13 protein-coding genes and 1 pseudogene are annotated in these 17779 nt (G+C 71.2%); 5 read left to right on the top strand and 9 right to left on the bottom strand.

What is annotated here, in order from left to right; genetic code table 11:
• Positions 1-162 precede the first annotated feature (162 nt).
• The 4 genes from ABD908_RS05535 (at position 163) to ABD908_RS05520 (ending at position 4934) form a co-directional block, all read left to right on the top strand.
• Positions 163-1755 (top strand): FAD-binding protein, encoded by a 1593-nt coding sequence (locus ABD908_RS05535; RefSeq protein ID WP_344992055.1) that lies wholly within the window; start codon positions 163-165, stop codon positions 1753-1755.
• A complete protein-coding gene (locus tag ABD908_RS05530) occupies positions 1752-2096 on the top strand; it encodes a 4Fe-4S dicluster domain-containing protein (RefSeq protein ID WP_344992053.1) in 345 nt (114 codons plus the stop codon). The genes ABD908_RS05535 and ABD908_RS05530 overlap by 4 nt, the downstream gene beginning before the upstream one ends.
• A gap of 43 nt (positions 2097-2139) precedes the next feature.
• Positions 2140-3489, top strand: coding sequence for an LLM class flavin-dependent oxidoreductase (locus ABD908_RS05525; RefSeq protein ID WP_344992050.1), 1350 nt, complete (start codon positions 2140-2142; stop codon positions 3487-3489).
• 89 nt (positions 3490-3578) lie between these two features.
• Positions 3579-4934, top strand: a complete 1356-nt coding sequence (locus ABD908_RS05520; protein WP_344992046.1) for a PE-PPE domain-containing protein — start codon at positions 3579-3581, stop codon at positions 4932-4934.
• Positions 4935-4962: 28 nt separating this feature from the next.
• On the opposite strand, the gene ABD908_RS05515 is transcribed toward ABD908_RS05520, so the two are convergent.
• Entirely contained in the window at positions 4963-5304 is a 342-nt protein-coding gene (locus ABD908_RS05515; RefSeq protein WP_344992043.1) for a hypothetical protein, read from the bottom strand.
• Between the two features lie 69 nt (positions 5305-5373).
• Here ABD908_RS05515 and ABD908_RS05510 point away from each other — a divergent pair, with 69 nt between their 5' ends.
• Entirely contained in the window at positions 5374-6498 is a 1125-nt protein-coding gene (locus ABD908_RS05510; protein WP_344992040.1) for an IS630 family transposase, read from the top strand.
• A gap of 120 nt (positions 6499-6618) precedes the next feature.
• Here ABD908_RS05510 and ABD908_RS05505 read toward each other — a convergent pair.
• The 8 genes and pseudogenes from ABD908_RS05505 to ABD908_RS05470 all read right to left on the bottom strand — a co-directional run.
• A pseudogene (locus tag ABD908_RS05505) lies at positions 6619-6783 on the bottom strand (SRPBCC domain-containing protein); the annotation flags it as partial.
• 116 nt (positions 6784-6899) lie between these two features.
• Positions 6900-7175, bottom strand: a complete 276-nt coding sequence (locus ABD908_RS05500) for an ArsR/SmtB family transcription factor (RefSeq protein ID WP_344992037.1) — start codon at positions 7173-7175, stop codon at positions 6900-6902.
• A gap of 160 nt (positions 7176-7335) precedes the next feature.
• On the bottom strand, positions 7336-8091 hold the full coding sequence (locus tag ABD908_RS05495) for an MBL fold metallo-hydrolase (RefSeq protein WP_344992035.1): 756 nt from the start codon (positions 8089-8091) through the stop codon (positions 7336-7338).
• A 1-nt stretch (position 8092) separates the two neighbouring features.
• Entirely contained in the window at positions 8093-10387 is a 2295-nt protein-coding gene (gene glgB / locus ABD908_RS05490) for a 1,4-alpha-glucan branching protein GlgB (RefSeq protein ID WP_344992032.1), read from the bottom strand.
• A gap of 19 nt (positions 10388-10406) precedes the next feature.
• Positions 10407-11822 (bottom strand): maltokinase N-terminal cap-like domain-containing protein, encoded by a 1416-nt coding sequence (locus ABD908_RS05485; RefSeq protein ID WP_344992029.1) that lies wholly within the window; start codon positions 11820-11822, stop codon positions 10407-10409.
• On the bottom strand, positions 11819-13522 hold the full coding sequence (gene treS, locus ABD908_RS05480; RefSeq protein ID WP_344992147.1) for a maltose alpha-D-glucosyltransferase: 1704 nt from the start codon (positions 13520-13522) through the stop codon (positions 11819-11821). Before treS ends, ABD908_RS05485 begins: the two co-directional genes overlap by 4 nt.
• Before the next feature lie 104 nt (positions 13523-13626).
• Entirely contained in the window at positions 13627-15630 is a 2004-nt protein-coding gene (locus ABD908_RS05475; RefSeq protein ID WP_344992026.1) for a maltotransferase domain-containing protein, read from the bottom strand.
• Between the two features lie 102 nt (positions 15631-15732).
• The gene (locus tag ABD908_RS05470; RefSeq protein WP_344992023.1) at positions 15733-17775 is read right to left on the bottom strand and encodes an ATP-dependent DNA helicase; all 2043 of its coding nucleotides are present in this window, start codon (positions 17773-17775) and stop codon (positions 15733-15735) included.
• Positions 17776-17779 lie beyond the last annotated feature (4 nt).

Below are 17779 nucleotides of genomic sequence, written 5' to 3'. Positions count from 1 at the left end.
ACCCGCACGGGTCGATCTGAGGACGCTGGTGTTGCGGGGCCGGCGCGCAGCCGGCGTTCGAATCCAGCCGAGCACAAGGCTCGTATAGCTGCCGCGGTGCTGGCATCGTGCCGGGTGGGCGGATGTCGCCCTGGAAACCGGACAGCGTTGCAAGGAGCCCGAGTGGACGAGTGGGATCTGACCGCCGACGTACTGGTGGTCGGTGGTGGGCCGGCCGCCACGTGGGCCGCCCTCGCGGCGGCGCGCAGTGGTGTGGACGTGGTGTTGGCAGACAAGGGGTACTGCGGGACCAGTGGCGCGACCGCGTCTGCCGGCACGGGGGTCTGGTATGTCGCGCCGGACCCGGCCGCGCGGGAGGCGGCCATCGCGGATCGGGAGGCCCGCGGTGGGTATCTGGCCGACCGCCGGTGGTCCGCGCGCGTGCTCGACGAGACGTACCGCCGGATCAACGAATTCGCGGAGATCTCGCGGTACCCGTTCCCCGTCGGGCCCGACGGGCGCCAGCTGCGCAACGGCCTGCAGGGACCGGAGTACATGCGGCGCATGCGGATCCTGATCCGCCGGGCCGGTGTCCGGATCCTCGACCACAGCCCGGTGACCGGGCTGCTCGTCGGGAACGACGGCGCCGTGGCCGGCGCGGTCGGGCACCGTCGGCGGGAGGGGCGGGACTTCCGCGTCCGGGCGGGCGCCGTAGTCCTCGCGACCGGGGGCTGCGCCTTCCTGTCGAAGGCGCTGGGGTGCGACGTGAACACCGGTGACGGAACGCTGTTCGCCGTCGAGGCGGGTGCCGAACTGTCCGGCATGGAGTTCTCCAACGCCTACGGCATCGCGCCCGAGGGCACCTCCGTCACCAAGACCGCCTTCTACGGGTTCGCCACGTTCTACACGCAGGAGGGCGCCGTGCTCGCCGGGGCGAGCGGCCAGAGCAGGTCGCCGATCGCCGCGGAGCTGTTGCGCGGCAGGGTCTTCTGCACATTGGACCGCGCCGATGAGGCCGCCCGCGCGGCGATGCGGCTCGCGCAGCCCAACTTCTTCCTGCCGTTCGACCGGCTGGGGATCGATCCGTTCACGGAGCGCTTCCCGGTGACGCTGATCGCCGAGGGGACGGTGCGGGGTACGGGCGGGATCAGGGTCGTGTCGGACGACTGTGCGACGACGGTGCCCGGCCTGTTCGCGGCCGGAGACGCCGCGACCCGGGAGCTGATCTGCGGCGGCTTCACGGGCGGCGGCAGCCACAACGCCGCCTGGGCGATCGCGTCCGGCAACTGGGCGGGCTCGGGAGCGGCGCGGCACGTCAGGTCGGTTCACGGCGCGGATCAGGGGCCGGCGCGGCGCGAGGTGCACGTCGCCGGGGACGCCGGGGTCCGTCCCGCCGGCCGGGGCGGCCTCGATCATCGCGACGTCGTGGCGGCGGTGCAGGGGCAGGTGCTGCCCTACGACAAGAACTATCTCCGCACCGGAGACGTCCTCGAGGCGTCGGTGGCCGAGCTGGACCGCGTGTGGGAGGCGGTCCGGGGGGCGCTCGGCGGTCAGGGGATCGACGCCGTGCGGTCCCGACAGGCGGCCGCGATGACCGCGCACGCCCGGTGGATGTACCGGGCGGCGTTGGCGCGCACCGAGACCCGGGGGATGGCGAAGCGGCTCGACCACCCCGGTGAGGACCCGCGACAGCATCACCGGCTCACCGTCGGCGGCCTCGATCGGATCTGGGTGCGTCCGGAACCCGTGGCATTCCCCGAGGCGGTCGCCTCGTGATCGAGCTCGTCGCGGCCGAGCGGTGCATCGCCTGCGACAAGTGCATCGACGTGTGCCCCACCGACGTGTTCGACCGCGGAGTCGACGGCGTGCCTGTGCTCGCACGACACCAGGACTGCCAGACCTGCTTCCAATGTGAGGCGAACTGCCCCGTCGATGCGCTCTTCGTCTCGCCGCTCACCACGCGCGACCCGGGGGTGGGTGACATCGAATCAGTGACGCGCAGTGGACTTCTCGGCAGCTATCGCGCGCGAATCGGGTGGGGAGCCGGACGGACTCCCGGTGCGCGGGTCGGCGTCGGTCCGGCGCTCGGCCCCGATTCCGTCGCGATCATCAGTTGAGCACTGACAGTCGATCGAACAGCGCGTCACCACAGGAGGTTTCATGACCGGTCAGCTGCATCTGAACGCCTTCCTCATGGGCGTCGGACACCACGAGGCGGCGTGGCGGCATCCGGCCACCGAGCCCGCGGATCTCGGCTCGGTAGCGCACTTCCAGCGGCTCGCGCAGATCGCTGAGCGCGGGACGTTCGACTCGGTGTTCCTCGCCGACAGCGTGCAGGTGGCAGGGGACGTCGAACACACCGCGGCGGAACGGTTCGAGCCGCTCACCCTGCTGTCGGCGATCGCCGCAGCGACCTCTCGGATCGGGCTGATCGGCACCGTGTCGACGGGGTACAGCGAGCCGTACAACCTGGCCCGACAGTTCGCGTCGCTCGACCACATCAGCGGCGGCCGCGCGGGATGGAACATCGTGACGACGGCCGGTGATCGTTCGGCGCAGAACTTCGGGCTCGACGGTGCCCGGGCGCACGCCGACAGGTACCGGCGTGCCACGGAGTTCGTGGACGTCGCCACGGCGCTGTGGGACAGCTGGGAGGACGAGGCGCCCGTGCGCGACCGCGCCTCCGGCCGCTACGTGGATCCGGAGCGGGTGCACGAGATCTCGCACGACGGCGAGTTCTTCCGCGTCCGTGGCCCACTCAACTCGATCCGCAGCCGGCAGGGGCGCCCCGTGCTCGTGCAGGCGGGATCGTCGGAGGACGGGAAGGCCTTCGCCGCCGCGCACGCGGAGGCGGTGTTCACCGCGCAGCAGACGCTCGGGGACGCGCGCGACTTCTACCGGGACCTGAAGGCGCGCGCCGTCGCCGCGGGTCGCGCACCGTCGTCGATCGCGGTGCTGCCGGGCATCGTCCCCGTGCTCGGGGCCACTGCGGCCGAGGCCGACCGGCTGGCGGCCGAGCTCGACGACCTGATCGTCCCCGCGCGGGCGGTCGCGCAACTGTCGGAGATGATCGGCGTGGACCTGTCAGGCCGCCCGCTGGACGCCCCGCTGCCGCCGCTGCCCTCGGTGGAGCGGATCAACGGTGCCAAGAGCAGGTTCGAGCTGGTGCGTGATCTGGCGGCTCGGGAGCGACTCACCCTGCGCCAGTTGCTCGGTCGGCTCGGCGGCGGCCGCGGCCACCAGGTGGTGGTGGGCACTCCCGAGCGGATCGCCGACCACATCGAGCAGTGGTACGCGGCGGGAGCGGCGGACGGCTTCAACGTGATGCCGCCGCTGCTGCCGTCCGGACTCGAGGCGTTCGTCGACAACGTCGTTCCCGAACTGCGGCGGCGCGGCCTGTTCCGCACCGAGTACGCCGGCACCACCCTGCGCGACCATCTCGGATTCGCCCGACCGGAGAATCGTTTCGCCCACGCGCAGGAGGGCGAGGGGCGCTCTGTCAGCGCCTGACGTGCTGTAGTCCAGTCGGACTATTTGAACGTGCGGGTGGTTTGTGCTGAAATCGCCGGATGGGCGATTTGTGGAGAAGGTCCGCTTGTGTGGCGGCGAAGGCTATCGCCGTGACTCTGGGGGTGTCGGTGGTCGCGTGCGGCGTCGCCGGCGCCGACGGAGCGTCGTCGTCGGGCCTGCCGTCGATCGGAATCGGCCCGCAGACGGTGCCCGGCGGCGGCTACACGGTCGTGCAGCCGGGTGACCCGACCCGCCCGCCGGTGATACTGATCCCGCCGTCGAGCGACTCGGACGGGTCACAGGTGCTCGCGCACCTCGGGACCGGCTTCCCCGACAACCCACTCACGGTGGTGAACTACCCGGCCGCCATCGGCTTCGGCTTCCGCGGCGTCGTGGTCGTGGATCTCGTCGGCACGGGCACCTACCAGCAGTCCGTCTCTGCGGGCGTCGACGGCCTGCGCCAGGCGATCGCCGCGCGGGGCGCCGGTCCGGTGGAGGTCCTCGCGATGAGCCAGGGCGACGATGTCGCCTACCAGGCGGCGCTCGCCGGGGTCCTGCCCGCCGGCAGCCGGGTGGTGACGATGGGGGATCCGAACCTGCCCAACGGGATCAAGCAGTGGATTCCGATCGGTACCCCGGGGGCGCCCTCCGGGCCGGTGGACTACTCGGCGCTGCCCACCGACGTCACCTACGACGACATCGTCGTGGTGGGCGACGGCGTCGCGGACATGAACAACCCGTTCACCGACCCCGTGGGATTCCTCGTCAACGAGCCAGCCGGGCTGCTCGTCGTCCACGGCCTCGTGTACAACACCGATACCATCGACGCGCTGATGGCGACTGCACAGACGGTGCCGGTCCCCGGAGCGCCGACCATGGTGGAGACGGTTCTCACGCCCACACTGAACGGGCGGGTCGAGTCGCCGAACGTCCTTGCGGTACAGCTGGTGGCGAACTCTCTCGGCGCGCAGTACCTGGGGACCGCGAGCCTGGGCGACCGACTCGTGCAGAATCCGCCGGTGTACGCCGTCAACACCGCGCTGGTCACGGTGGCGCCGCCGCAGGACCCAGCCGTGTCCGGCGGCCCGACCCTCGTCGGTGTCCAGCAGCGGTTGTTCGGTTCGGCCAGGTCTCCCGCCGCGGGTGCGTCTGTCGTGGCGCCCGCTGCGGCGCGCTGGTCGTCCGGGGCTACTTCAGGCCCCGCGCCGTCGGGCTCCGGTTCGCCGTCGGGCAGCGGTTCGGCGGCGAGTGCGGGGTACCCGTCCGATCGCACTACGTCGGGGGGTGGCACGGTACGGTCGCGCGGTACCGCGGCCGTCGGCGGTACCGCGGCAGCGGTCCGAAACATGGTCGGGGCGGTGACCGGAGGTCGCGCGTCGCAGGGGTCCGACGGTGGCGGGCACGCCTCCTCGTCCGGGAGCTCGGCCGGCGGGAACATCCGCTAGTGGTCACGCCCGTAAGTTCGTCGGGGGTTCAAATCCAGGCTGTTGGGTCGTTGAGGTAGAGCCCGCATGCGGTGTCGAGGGCGTCTTCGGCGCTGCCGATGGGTGAGCCGGTGGGTAGGAACGAGTCGGTGTAGTCGTTGTGGCTGGCGCGGTAGATGGCGAATCCCCAGTCGTGGGCGGAGCCGGTGTAGCGCAGTCGGCACAGCTTCAGGGTCTGTCCGTTGCCGGTGACGCCGTCGACGTAGGCGAATCCGCCGCGGTGCCGGAGCTGCACGCGTTGCAGTTCGGGCCAGCGGTCTCGCGCGTGGGCGGCCACCCGGTGCTGCAGGGAACGCTTGGTCGATTCGGGTGTGTTGGGCACATCGCTCATCTTGTCGGTTCGTTCCGCGTGTCGCACCGGTGTGCTGGCTTCGCTGGGCGGACAACTGGATTCATGGCGATGTCGAGCGCGTTGATGATCGTGTTGTCCCCGGTCGAGGAAGCGGTGCTGACCGCACGCGCCCGATCCGCCCGGGCTGCCCATCGTGATGTCGTCCGCGCTCGGATCGTGCTCGGCGCCGCGGACGGGGCCTCGAACGCGCGGATCGCCGCCGGGCTGGGCATCGGCGACGACACGGTCCGCAAGTGGCGTGGACGGTTCGCCGCCGAAGGGTTGGCCGGGCTCGAGGACCGGCCCCGCTCGGGTCGGCCGCGTCGGTTCACGCCGGTGCAGCGGGCCGAGGTGAAAGCGCTGGCGTGCACGCTGCCCGCCGAGACCGGGCAGCCGTTGTCGCGGTGGTCGAGCACCGATCTGGCTGCCGAGGTCGTCGGGCGCGGTGTCGCCGCCTCGATCTCGGCGTCGACGGTGCGGCGGTGGCTGCGCGGCGACGCGATCAAACCGTGGCAGCACCGGTCGTGGATCTTCCCCCGCGACCCGGACTTCGCCGCCAAGGCCGGCCGTGTGCTGGACCTGTACGCCCGCACCTGGGAGGGTCGACCGCTCGGCGATGACGAGTACGTGATCAGCGCCGACGAGAAGTCCCAACTCCAGGCCCTGCAGCGGCGCCACCGCGGCACGCCCGCAACTTCCGGTCGTGCCCGCCGTGTCGAGTTCGAGTACCGCCGCGGCGGTACCTTGGCGTACTTCGCCGCCTACGACGTCCACCGCGCCCGGGTGATCGGCCGGATCGCCCCCAAGACCGGTATCGCACCGTTCACCGAGTTGGTCGAGCAGGTGATGACCACCGAGCCGTACGCATCGGCGCGCCGGGTGTTCTGGGTCGTCGACAACGGCTCCTCCCACAGCGGATGGCGCTCGATCGAACGGATGCGCAGCGACTGGCCCACCGCCGAACTCGTCCACTTTCCCGTGCACGCGTCGTGGCTGAACCAGGTCGAGATCTACTTCTCGATCCTGCAACGAAAAGCGATCAGCCCCAACGACTTCGCCGACCTCGATGCCCTCGCCGCGCGGATCCTCCGATTCCAGGACCGCTACAACACCGCGGCCGAGCCCTTCACCTGGAGCTACACCCGCACCGACCTCAACAACTTCGTCAACAGCCTCGCCGAGCACGCAGCATGACCCCCGACGAACTTACGGGCGTGACCACTAGCCGAGCTGGGCGCGTAACGCGGCCAGCCAGGTCCGTGTCCCCTCCGCACGCCACTCAGGCTGCTCCCGCCCGTCGAGGTGGGCGTCGAGTCAGGTGAGCACCGGTCGGCACCCCGGGCCGTCGGGAAGGAACTCGACCGTGGTCACCGACACCTTCGCGTGGCGGCCCTCGGCCGCGAGCCGCGACGAGTACACGATGCGCCGACCCGGGACGATGTCGTGATAGGTCGAGGTGAACGTCACCTCGCGGCCGTCTGTCTCGGTCGTCGGGTTCTTCCCTTCGGTCGTCCGCCGCGCCCGCTGGGCGCGTCGTCGAGATGGTCACCGAGGGCGTCGAGGGCCCTGTCCCACGGCGACCGCTGATCGCGCAGCTATGCCTCCAGCTCGCGGCGGGCCGCGGGTTCGAGCCGGTAGGTGCCGCACCCCACCAGCTTCTGCGAGCGGACGATCCCATTCGCCTCGAGCACGGCCAGGTGCTTCATCACCGCCGGCAACGACATCGGCATCGGCTCGGCGATCGTGCTCGCCGGCAGTGGAGACCGCGACAGCCGCTCCACGATCCGTCGGCGCCCGGCATCGGCCAGCGCCTGGAGGATCGGGTCGACGATTCGGTTGACCACGAAGTCGACCATCTCAGGACGCGACACGAGTAAACCCTGCGGTTGACTTATTGTTCGCCAGGCTCTCGTCAGGGTCTGCCAGCCCTACCGGAGGTCGTCGTCCCCACGCTGCGTCGCCGTCCCTAGCCGGCTCGCGCCGTCGGTGGGGCTCCGGACGCAGCGTGGGGAGACGCCCCACCCCAGGGCCCTAGGCGCGCGCGATCTCCACGGCGCGGGCGATGTCGATGATCAGCGGCGCGCCGTGGCCGGGCGCGAGGACGTCGGCGTCCAGCGCCGCGAGGGCGTCGAGCGTCCGGGTGGCCTCGGCCGGGTCGGTCGCGAAGAACTCAGGCAGCAGCTGCGGGGTCTTCTTGCCGCTCAACGGATGTCCGGTCACCAGTGCGTCGCCGGTGGCGACCACGCCCGTGTCCGGCAGGTGGAACGCGGTGTGGCCCGATGTGTGCCCGGTGACCAGCACGGGGACCGGGCGTCCCGGAAGATCCAGCGGCACCGGCTGATCGGCAACGGGGAACGCCTCCGCGTACGGCAGCGCGGCGTGCGTGAGCGCGCCCGCCCGCATGATGTCGATCGCCCAGCGCATCGTCTGCGGCTTGTACGTCCGCACCACCACGTCGAGCGGCCCGGCGGACTCCCTACGCTCGCCGCGGGCGTGCCCGACCTCGCGCGGATGCGCGAGGACGGGGGTGCCGTGTCGGTCGTGGAACGCCGCGGTGCCGCCGGCGTGGTCGATGTGGGCGTGTGTCAACAGGATCGCGCGCACGTCCTCGGGCCGGTGTCCGAGTGCGCCCAAGGCGCGCTCGACACCGTCGACGTCGCGGGGCCAGCCGGCGTCGATGAGCGTGATGTCGGCGCCCTCGCGCAGGATCAGGTAGTTGACGTGGGTCCCGCGCGCGGTGAACACGTCCTCCGCGATCTCGAGGACCTCCGGCGTGATCTGGCGCATGTTACGCGGGCCCGGCGCCGTCGGCCTCCGGTTCCGCACTCGCGTCTGCGGCGGTCCCGGCAGCGGACTCCACCGCGGCGGGTGCGTCACCGTCGTACGTGAGCCACAGCGCCGAGTTCGCACCCAGCACCACTTCGCACGACGCGGGGCGACCGTGCCATGAACGGGCCTCGGCCCGTACGCCGCCCAGGTTTCCGGCGCCCTGACCGACGTAGTCGGTGGAGTCGGAGTTGAGGATCTCCGTCCATCGCCCGGCGAACGGCACGCCCACCCGGTATCTGTCGTGCGTGCTGCCCGAGAAGTTGTACAGGCACAGCATCACGGAGCCGTCGGAGCCCCACCGGAGGAAGCTGAGCACGTTGTTCTGCGAGTCGTTCGCGTCCACCCACTCGTATCCCGACGGCGTCGCGTCCTGGCTCCACAGTGCCGGGTGCGCCCGGTAGGCGGCGTTGAGATCCCGCACCAGGGAACGGATCCCGGCGTGCAGCTCACCCTCCCAGCCGGTCAGCGAATCCCAGTCGAGGCTGCGCTCCTCGGACCACTCCCGGACCTGTCCGAACTCCTGCCCCATGAACAGCAGTTGCTTACCGGGATGGGCCCACTGGTACGCGAGCAGCGCCCGCACGCCGGCGGCCTTGGTACGCGCATCGCCGGGCATGCGGGTCCACAGCGTGCCCTTGCCGTGTACCACCTCGTCGTGGCTGATGGGCAGCAGGAAGTTCTCGCTCCACGCGTACATCAGCGAGAAGGTGATCTCGTGGTGGTGGAAGCTGCGATGTACCTGGTCTCGGCCGATGTAGCCGAGAGTGTCGTTCATCCAGCCCATGTTCCACTTCATGGTGAAGCCCAGGCCGCCCAGATTGGTGGGCCGCGTGACGCCGGGCCACGACGTCGACTCCTCCGCGACGGTCACCACGCCCGGGAACTGCTTGTGCACAGTGGCGTTCATCTCCTGCAGGAACTCGACCGCCTCGAGGTTCTCCCGCCCGCCGTACATGTTGGGGGTCCAGCCACCGTCGGGCCGCGAGTAGTCCAGGTACAGCATCGACGCGACCGCGTCGACGCGGAGCCCGTCGATGTGGAACTCGTCGATCCAGTAGAGCGCGTTGGCCACCAGGAAGTTGCGCACCTCGCGGCGACCGAAGTCGAACACGTATGTGCCCCAGTCGAGTTGCTCCCCGCGGCGGGGGTCGGCGTGCTCGTACAGTGGCGTGCCGTCGAATCGGGCCAGCGCCCACGCGTCCTTGGGGAAGTGAGCGGGCACCCAGTCGACGAGGACGCCGATCCCGGCGCGGTGCAGGTGGTCGACGAACTCGCGGAAGTCGTCGGGTGTGCCGAACCGCGATGTCGGCGCGTAGTACGAGGTGACCTGGTAGCCCCAGGAGCCGCCGAACGGGTGCTCGGCCACCGGCAGCAGCTCGACGTGCGTGAAGCCGGTCTCGAGCACGTAGTCGGCGAGTTGCTCGGCGAGCTCGCGGTAGCTCAGCCCCTGTCGCCACGAGCCGAGGTGTACCTCGTACACGCTCATCGGCCGCTGAACGGGGATCTCCTTGGCGCGCTGCGTGATCCACGCGTCGTCCCGCCAGGTGTAGCTGCTCTGCGTGACCACCGAGGCGGTGGCCGGCGGCACCTCGGTGCGGCGGGCCATCGGGTCGGCCTTCTCGACCGGGCCGCCCTCGGTGAACAGCCGGTACTTGTACGTGGCACCGTCGCCCACGCCGGGGACGAACACCTCCCACACACCGCTCGACCCCAGCTCCCGCATCGGGTACGACTCGCCGGCCCAATACTCGAAGTCGCCGATCACCGTGACGCCCTTGGCGTTCGGTGCCCACACCGCGAACGAGGTGCCGGTCACCTCGCCGTCCGGGGTGGTGTAACTGCGCAGGTGCGAGCCGAGTACGTCCCACAGCCGCTCGTGCCGGCCCTCGGAGAACAGGTGCTGGTCCAGCTCGCCCAGCGTGGGCAGGAACCGGTAACCGTCGGCGATCACCTGCGGTTCGGAGCCGGGATAGGTGACCTCGTAGCGATAGTCGGCCAGCTCGGCGATCGGTACGACGGTGCCGAACAGTGCGCCCTCGAGCCGCGCCAGGGGATACCGCTCACCGCCGATCAAAGCGGCCACGTCGGTCGCGCCGGGCTTGAGGGTGCGCAGGGCCGTGCCCCGCTCACCGTCGGCGCCGGTCACCTCGTGCGCGCCCAGGACCGCATGTGGGTCGTAGTGCATCCCCGACAACAGTCGGCGACTGGCCTCGGGCTCGACGGCTGCGTCGGTGCCTGCGGAGTCGGTGGTCATCAACCCTCACCTCTCGTACTCATCTCGTGCCCTGGTGCGCCGTGAGCGCCTCGATCGCCCGCAGCGGCAGGCCGACCCAACTGGGACGATTCTGCGCCTCGTATACCGTCTCGTAGACCGCTTTCTCGACCTCGAACGCCCGGAGCACGGCCGGCGTCGACCTGGGGTCGCGCCCTGCGACCTCGGCGTAGCCGGTGCAGAAGGCGTCGCGATTGCGGCGCGTCCACTCCGCGGCGCGGAAGCGCAGCTGCTGTGACGGTGTCGTCAGGTGCATCAGCGGGTGTTGGCCAGCGTAGTCGAGTGAGCGCAGCACGCCCGCCACATCGCGCAACGGATGGTCCAGGGCACGCCGCTCGGCCGGGGAGGCCGAGGGCTCGCCCTCGAAATCCACCAGGAGCCAGCCCGACGGTGTCCGAAGCGCCTGCCCGAGGTGCAGGTCGCCGTGGATCCGCTGCAGGGTCCCGACTTCGGCGGACGATTCGGCCTCGCGGGCGGCGGCCTCGGCGATCGCGGCGACCTCGGCGCGGACTCGCGCCAGCGCGGGTACGACGGTGGCGGCCTCGTCCAGTTGGCTCGGCAGGGCCGCGAACCGCGCCCGGGGGTCCGTGAGCGGCGCGGTGCCGAGCGCGGCGGCGAGATCGGCGTGCACGCGGGCGATCGCCTCTCCGAGCCGTTCGGTCTCGGCCGCGAAGTCCGAACCCACCTCCTCGGCGAGCAGGTCGCCTTCGGCCATCAGGTCGCGGACGCTGTTGAGCGCCATCTGCCAGCCGTCGGACGCGTTCGCCGCGAACTCCTGGACCATCGCGAGCGTGGTCGGGGCGTCGGGCGTGTCCGCGGGCCCGAACCCGGCGAGGTCCACCGAACCGAGCAGGGGCGCCACCGCCGGGCAGCCGGCAGTGGTGAGCGCGGCCGTCACCTCCACGTCGGGGTTGGGGCCGGGGAAGATGCGGCGGAACAGCTTGAGCAGCGTGTGGTCGTCGAGCACGACCGACGTGTTCGACTGCTCCACCCCGAGCGGGTGCACGCGCCGGATGTCCGTCGCCCACCCGAGGCGCAGGGACTGGAAGCCGATCGCGCCCTCCGCGCCACCCGCCGCGACCCGGCGGGCGACGGCCAGCGCGCCGTCGGGGTCGGCGAGGGCGTCGGTGAGGGTCACGTCCAGCGCGGCAGGCACCAGCGCGTGCTCGGCGTGCCGCGGCAACGCGCCGCGCACCAGCAGCGGAACCTGGTATATCTGCGCTGCGGCACCGTCGAGCTCGACCTCCACCAGCAGCCATACGATGGTGCCCGGCTCGGGGGCGGCGAAGTCTCGGCGCACCACGACGCGCGCCCCGGTGATCGCGTGCGTCTTCGCGCCGAACCACCGCTGGGCGGGCAGCCAGCGCGCCACGGCGTCGGCCAGCTCGGCGTCGGTCGGCAGATCGGGTCCGCTCACGGGGTCGCCTCCTCTCGTGGGTCCGGGCGCAGCGCCAGCCAGTAGAAGCCGTGCCCGGGCAGCGTGAGCATGTAGTCCGACTCGCCGACGGCCGGGAACGGCACCTGGCCGGTGAGCTCGACGGGGATCCGCCCGGCCCAGCGCGCGAGGTCGAGCAGCGCGGCCTGGGGGAACCGAGACAGGTTGTGCACGCATAGGATCGGGTCGTTCGCGTCGGACCGATGCAGGTCCGGGTCGCCGCGATGGCCCGGGATCGACCGCACGTACGCGAGGATCGACGGGTTCGCGCAGCCGAGCTCGAGGTAGTCGCCGAGGCCGAACGCCGGGTGCTGCCTACGGACGGCGATCAGGCGGCGCGTCCAGTGCAGGAGGCTGTTGGTGGAGCCGAGCTGGGCCTCGACGTTGACCGCCTGGTAACCGTAGGTGGGGTCCATGATGACGGGCAGGTACATCCGGCCGGGGTCGGCGCGGGAGAAGCCGGCGTTGCGATCGGGTGTCCACTGCATGGGCGTGCGGACCGCGTCGCGGTCACCCAGCCAGATGTTGTCGCCCATACCGATCTCGTCACCGTAGTACAGGACGGGCGACCCTGGGAGCGACAACAGCAGGGCGGTGAACAGCTCGAGCTGTGTGCGGTCGTTCTCGAGCAGTGGAGCGAGCCGGCGTCGGATCCCGATGTTGGCCTTCATCCGCGGGTCCGACGCGTACTCGGTGTACATGTAGTCGCGCTCGGTGTCGCTGACCATCTCGAGCGTGAGCTCGTCGTGGTTGCGCAGGAAGATGCCCCACTGGGCACCGTCGGGGATGGGCGGCGTCTGCGCCAGGATCTCCGAGATCGGGAACCGCGACTGGCGCCGGACGGCCATGAATATCCGCGGCATCAGGGGGAAGTGGAACGCCATGTGGCACTCGTCGCCGTCGCCGAAGTAGGCGACCACGTCGGACGGCCACTGGTTCGCCTCCGCCAGCAGCACCCGACCGGGGTACTCGGCGTCGATCACCCTGCGGCACTTCTTGAGGAATTCGTGGGTATCGGGCAGGTTCTCGCAGTTGGTGCCCTCCCGCGCGTACAGGTAGGGGACCGCGTCGAGGCGGAAGCCGTCGATGCCGCGGTCGAGCCAGAACCGGAGCACGTCCAGCATCGCCTCGTGCACTGCCGGGTTGTCGTAGTTCAGATCCGGCTGGTGGCTGAAGAATCGGTGCCAGAAGTATTGGCGCCGAACAGGATCGAAGGTCCAGTTGGACGGCTCGGTATCGACGAAGATCACCCGCGCGTCCGGGTAGCCCGTGTCGTCGTCGGCCCACATGTAGAAGTCGCCGAACGGCCCGTCCGGATCGGTCCGCGACGCCACGAACCACGGATGGGCGTCGCTGGTGTGGTTCATCACCAGGTCGCAGATCACCCGGATGCCGCGCTCGTGGGCCGCGGCCACCAGCGCCTCGAAGTCCGAGGTGGTGCCGAATTCGCTCAGTACGCTGCGGAAGTCGCGGATGTCGTAGCCGCCGTCGCGCAGCGGTGAGTCGTAGAACGGCGGCAGCCAGAGGCAGTCCACCCCCAGCCAGGCCAGGTAGTCGAGCCGCTCCAGCACGCCACGGAAGTCGCCCGTGCCGTCGCCGTTCGAGTCTGCGAACGCACGGACCAGCACCTCGTAGAACACGGCTCGCTTGAACCACTCCGGGTCGTCGGCCGTCGACACCACCGGGTGCGGCGAGCCGAGCGGCCCGCCACCGTCGGCGCCGGGCGGGGAGTCGTGCCCGGCGCGCCCGTCGGGGCCCGACGGTGTCGGTCCAGCCGGCCCGCCCGTCACGGCACCCGGTAGGCGAGCGCGGTCCGCGCCGCGGCCTCGATAGTGGGCAGGGCGACGATGTGGGCGACATTGCGCCACGGCTCGAGGCGGACGTAATTCGCCTGGCCCCAGTGGAACTGCTCGCCGGTCACCTCGTCGCGCACGGTGAACCGCTCGTGCCAGTCCTTGCCGATGGCGGGCAGGTCGATCCACAGCGTGCCCGACTCGGCGCCGAACGGGTTGAGGTTCACCACCACCAGCACCGCGTCGCCGGTGCGCGGATCGAACTTGCTGTAGGCGATCAGCGCGTCGTTGTCGATGTGGTGGAAGTGCAGGTAGCGCAGCTGCTGGAGCGCCGGGTGGGCGCGGCGGATGTCGTTGAGCCGGGTGATCCACGGCGCCAGCGACTGCCCGCGGCTCTCGGCGCCCTTGAAGTCCCGTGGCCGCAGCTGGTACTTCTCCGAGTCGACGTACTCCTCGCTGCCCTCGCGCACCGCCTGGCCCTCGTACAGCTCGTATCCCGAGTACACGCCCCACGACGGCGACAGTGTCGCGGCGAGCGCGGCCCGCAGGGCGAACATGCCGGGCCCGCCGTGCTGCAGGCTCTCGTGGAGGATGTCCGGCGTGTTGACGAACAGGTTGGGCCGGCACACGTCGGCCTTCGCGGCGTGCTCGGCACCGAACTCGGTCAGCTCCCACTTGGCGGTGCGCCACGTGAAATATGTGTAGCTCTGGGTGAATCCGAGCTTCGCGAGACCGTACATGCGGGCCGGACGCGTGAAGGCCTCGGCCAGGAACAGCACGTCGGGGTGCCGCCGCTTGATCTCGGTGATCAGCCACGCCCAGAAGTCCGGCGGCTTGGTGTGCGGGTTGTCGACCCGGAAGATCTTCACGCCCTGGTCCACCCAGTAGAGCGAGACCCGCAGCAGCTCCCGGTAGATGCCCACACGGTCGTCGTCGAAGTTGATCGGGTAGATGTCCTGGTACTTCTTCGGCGGGTTCTCGGCGTACGCGATGGTCCCGTCGGGCAGCACGGTGAACCACTCGGGATGCTCTGCGGCCCAAGGGTGGTCGGGTGCGGCCTGGAACGCGAGGTCGAGCGCGACCTCCATGCCGAGCTCGCGGGTGCGGGAGAGGAAGTAGGCGAAGTCGTCTACGGAGCCCAGCCGCGGGTGCACCGCGTCGTGCCCGCCCGCCGCCGCGCCGATCGCCCACGGCGAGCCCACGTCGTCGGGGCCCGGGTTCAGGGTGTTGTTGCGGCCCTTGCGGTTCACTGTGCCGATCGGGTGGATCGGTGGCAGGTACACGACGTCGAAGCCCATCTCGGCGATCCGGGGCAGGTCCTCGGCCGCGGTGAGGAAGGTTCCGTGGACGGGCCTGCCCTCGTTGTCCCAGCCGCCCGTGGAGCGGGGGAAGAACTCGTACCACGAGCCGAACAGCGCCCGGTCGCGGTCGACCCAGATCCGGTGGGTGCGCGACTTGGTCACCAGTTCGCGCAGCGGGTAGCCGTGCAGCAGCTCCGCGATATGCGGATGCAGTGCGGGACCGGTCCGCTCGGCGAGGCTGCGCTGGCGGTCCCGGAGGGCCGCCGCCACGCCGTGCAGGCGGTGCCGGTCGTGCGGCGGGACACCCTCCGCGGCGCGGTCGAACATCCGAGCGCCCAGCTCGAGGTCGTTCGCGAGCTCGGCGGCGCCCTGGCCGGCGGCCAGCTTCTTGCCCACGGCGCTGCGCCAGGTGGTCACGGGGTCCGACCATCCCTCGATGCGCAGCGACCAGTAGCCCTCGGCCTCCGGCGAGAACAGTGCGTTGAACACGTCCGGCTGGGAGCTGGGCGTCATCGCGATGTACTGCGGTCCGCGGCCGTCCGGCCCGGTGATCACCAGTGTCGCGGCGACCGCGTCGTGGCCCTCACGCCAGACGGTCGCCGACACCGGCACCACCTCGCCGATGGTCGCCTTACCCGGGTATTGCCCCCCGGAGATAACAGGTTCGATGTCGTCGATACCGATCCGACCGCTCACGGGCCCAACCGTATCCGACGGCGACCGGCTTCGTGCGGGGAGTACGAGACCGGACACAACCGGGCATCTCGCGGCCTGGGAGCCGACGGCGGCCGCTGCGCGTCAGGTGTCCAGACGGCGCAACGCGCCGAGTACGACGGCCTTGTCGGTGGTCTCCCAGAAGGGCGGGAGCGTCGCGCGCAGGAAGCCGCTGTAGCGCGCGGTGGCCAGGCGCGGGTCCAGTACCGCCACCACGCCGCGGTCGTCCACCGAGCGCAGCAGGCGCCCCACCCCCTGCGCCAACAGCAGCGCGGCATGGCTCGCGGCCACCGCGATGAAGCCGTTGCCGCCGCGTGACTCCACGGCGCGTTGCCGCGCGGTCAGCAGCGGGTCGTCGGGCCGCGGGAAGGGGATCCGGTCGATGATCACCAGCGACAGCGACGGGCCGGGAACGTCGACGCCCTGCCACAGGCTCAGCGTGCCGAACAGCGACGTCGCCGGGTCGGCGGCGAAGTCCCGCACCAGCTGCCCGGTGGCGCCCTCGCCCTGACACAGGATCGGCGTGTCCAGCTTCTCCCGCAGGGCGGCCGCCGCGGCCTTCGCGGCACGCGTCGAGCTGAACAGGCCCAGCGTGCGGCCGCCCGCGGCCCCGATCAGTTCGGCGATCTCGTCGAGCATCTGCGGTGCTGTGCCGTCCCGGCCGGGCGGCGGCATCGACTTCGCGACGTACAGGATCCCGGCGCGGGCATGATCGAACGGCGATCCGACGTCCAGGTGCGACCACTCCAGGGTGTGTTCCGGGGTCTTGCCCGACGCCAGGGCGGGGTCGCGGGCGGGCTCGGCACCGTCGTCACCCGAGCCGCTCCGCCGCGGCAGGCCCCACGCGCCCGCGGCGCCGTCGAACGTCCCGCCCACGGCGAGCGTCGCCGACGTCAGCACCACCGTCGACTCGCCGAACAGCCGGCTGCGCAAGAGCCCGCCCACCGAGAGCGGCGCCACCTGCAGCACCCGCCGGAAGCCGCCGCGGGTGGGCACGTCCGCCGTCCACACCACGTCGCGGCGCTTGGCGTCGTCGGGCTCGTCGAACGTCGTCAGCACCCGGACGGCTGTGTCGTGCACCTCGTCGAGGGCCGTGAGCGCGGCGCTGCGGGCGGCGGACGCGTCGGCGTCCAGGTTCGCGCCGCGCGCGGGTCCGACGGCCGTGCGCGTGACCCATGCGGCGTCGCGCACGGCGGCCAGGGCGGCGCCGGCACCGTCGGGCAGCGACAGCCACCGGCGTGTCCCCACGTCGTCGAGCAGGCTGCCGAGGTTCTCGCCCGCGGACACCAGCGCGTCGGCGATCTCGTCCTCGACCAGCTTGCCCGCGCGTCGCGCCGCGGCGGTGATGGTGCCGCTGGCCAGCTCGGCGGTGGCGACCGACGTGACCCGGTCGACCAGCTCGTGAGCCTCGTCGACCACCACGGCGTCGTGGTCTGGCAGCACGTTGACCTCGGTCATCGCGTCGATCGCCAGCAGCGCGTGGTTGGTGACCACCACGTCCACGCGGCCGGTCTGCCGGCGCGCCTCCTCGGCGAAGCAGTCCTGCCCGTACGTGCAGTTCCCGGCGCCGAGGCACTCGCGGGCGCCGACGCTCACCAGCCGCCACGCCTGATCGCTCACGCCGGGCTCGATCTCGTCGCGGTCGCCGGTCTCGGTGTCGGAGGACCACTCGCGCAGGCGCTTGATCTCGCGGCCCATGCGCGAGGCCGCGAACGGGTCGAACAGCTCCTCCGAGTCGGGTTCGGACGCCGCGGAGCTGTGCAGCTTGTTGAGGCACAGATAGTTGCCCCGACCCTTGAGGATCGCGAATGTGGGCTCGCGGCCGAGATCGGACTTCAGCGCCTTCGCGAGGCGCGGCAGGTCGCGGTCCACCAGTTGCCGCTGCAGCGCGATCGTCGCGGTCGACACCACCACCGTCTTGCCGGTGGTCACGGCGTGCCGCATCGCGGGTACCAGATACGCCAGGGACTTGCCGGTGCCGGTGCCGGCCTGCACTGCGAGGTGCTCGCCGGTATCGAGGGAGTGGGCCACCGCCGCGGCCATCCGCACCTGCCCGTCGCGTGTGGTGCCGCCCAGGGCCTCGACTGCGTTCTGCAGCAGCAGCGGAACGATGGGCGGCTCGGGCACCGGG

The organism is Tsukamurella soli (assembly GCF_039541155.1).
Taxonomy (GTDB): Bacteria; Actinomycetota; Actinomycetes; order Mycobacteriales; family Mycobacteriaceae; genus Tsukamurella; species Tsukamurella soli.
The sequence above is the reverse complement of the archived record's forward strand: the minus strand, read 5'-3'. Positions and strand labels throughout refer to the sequence as shown.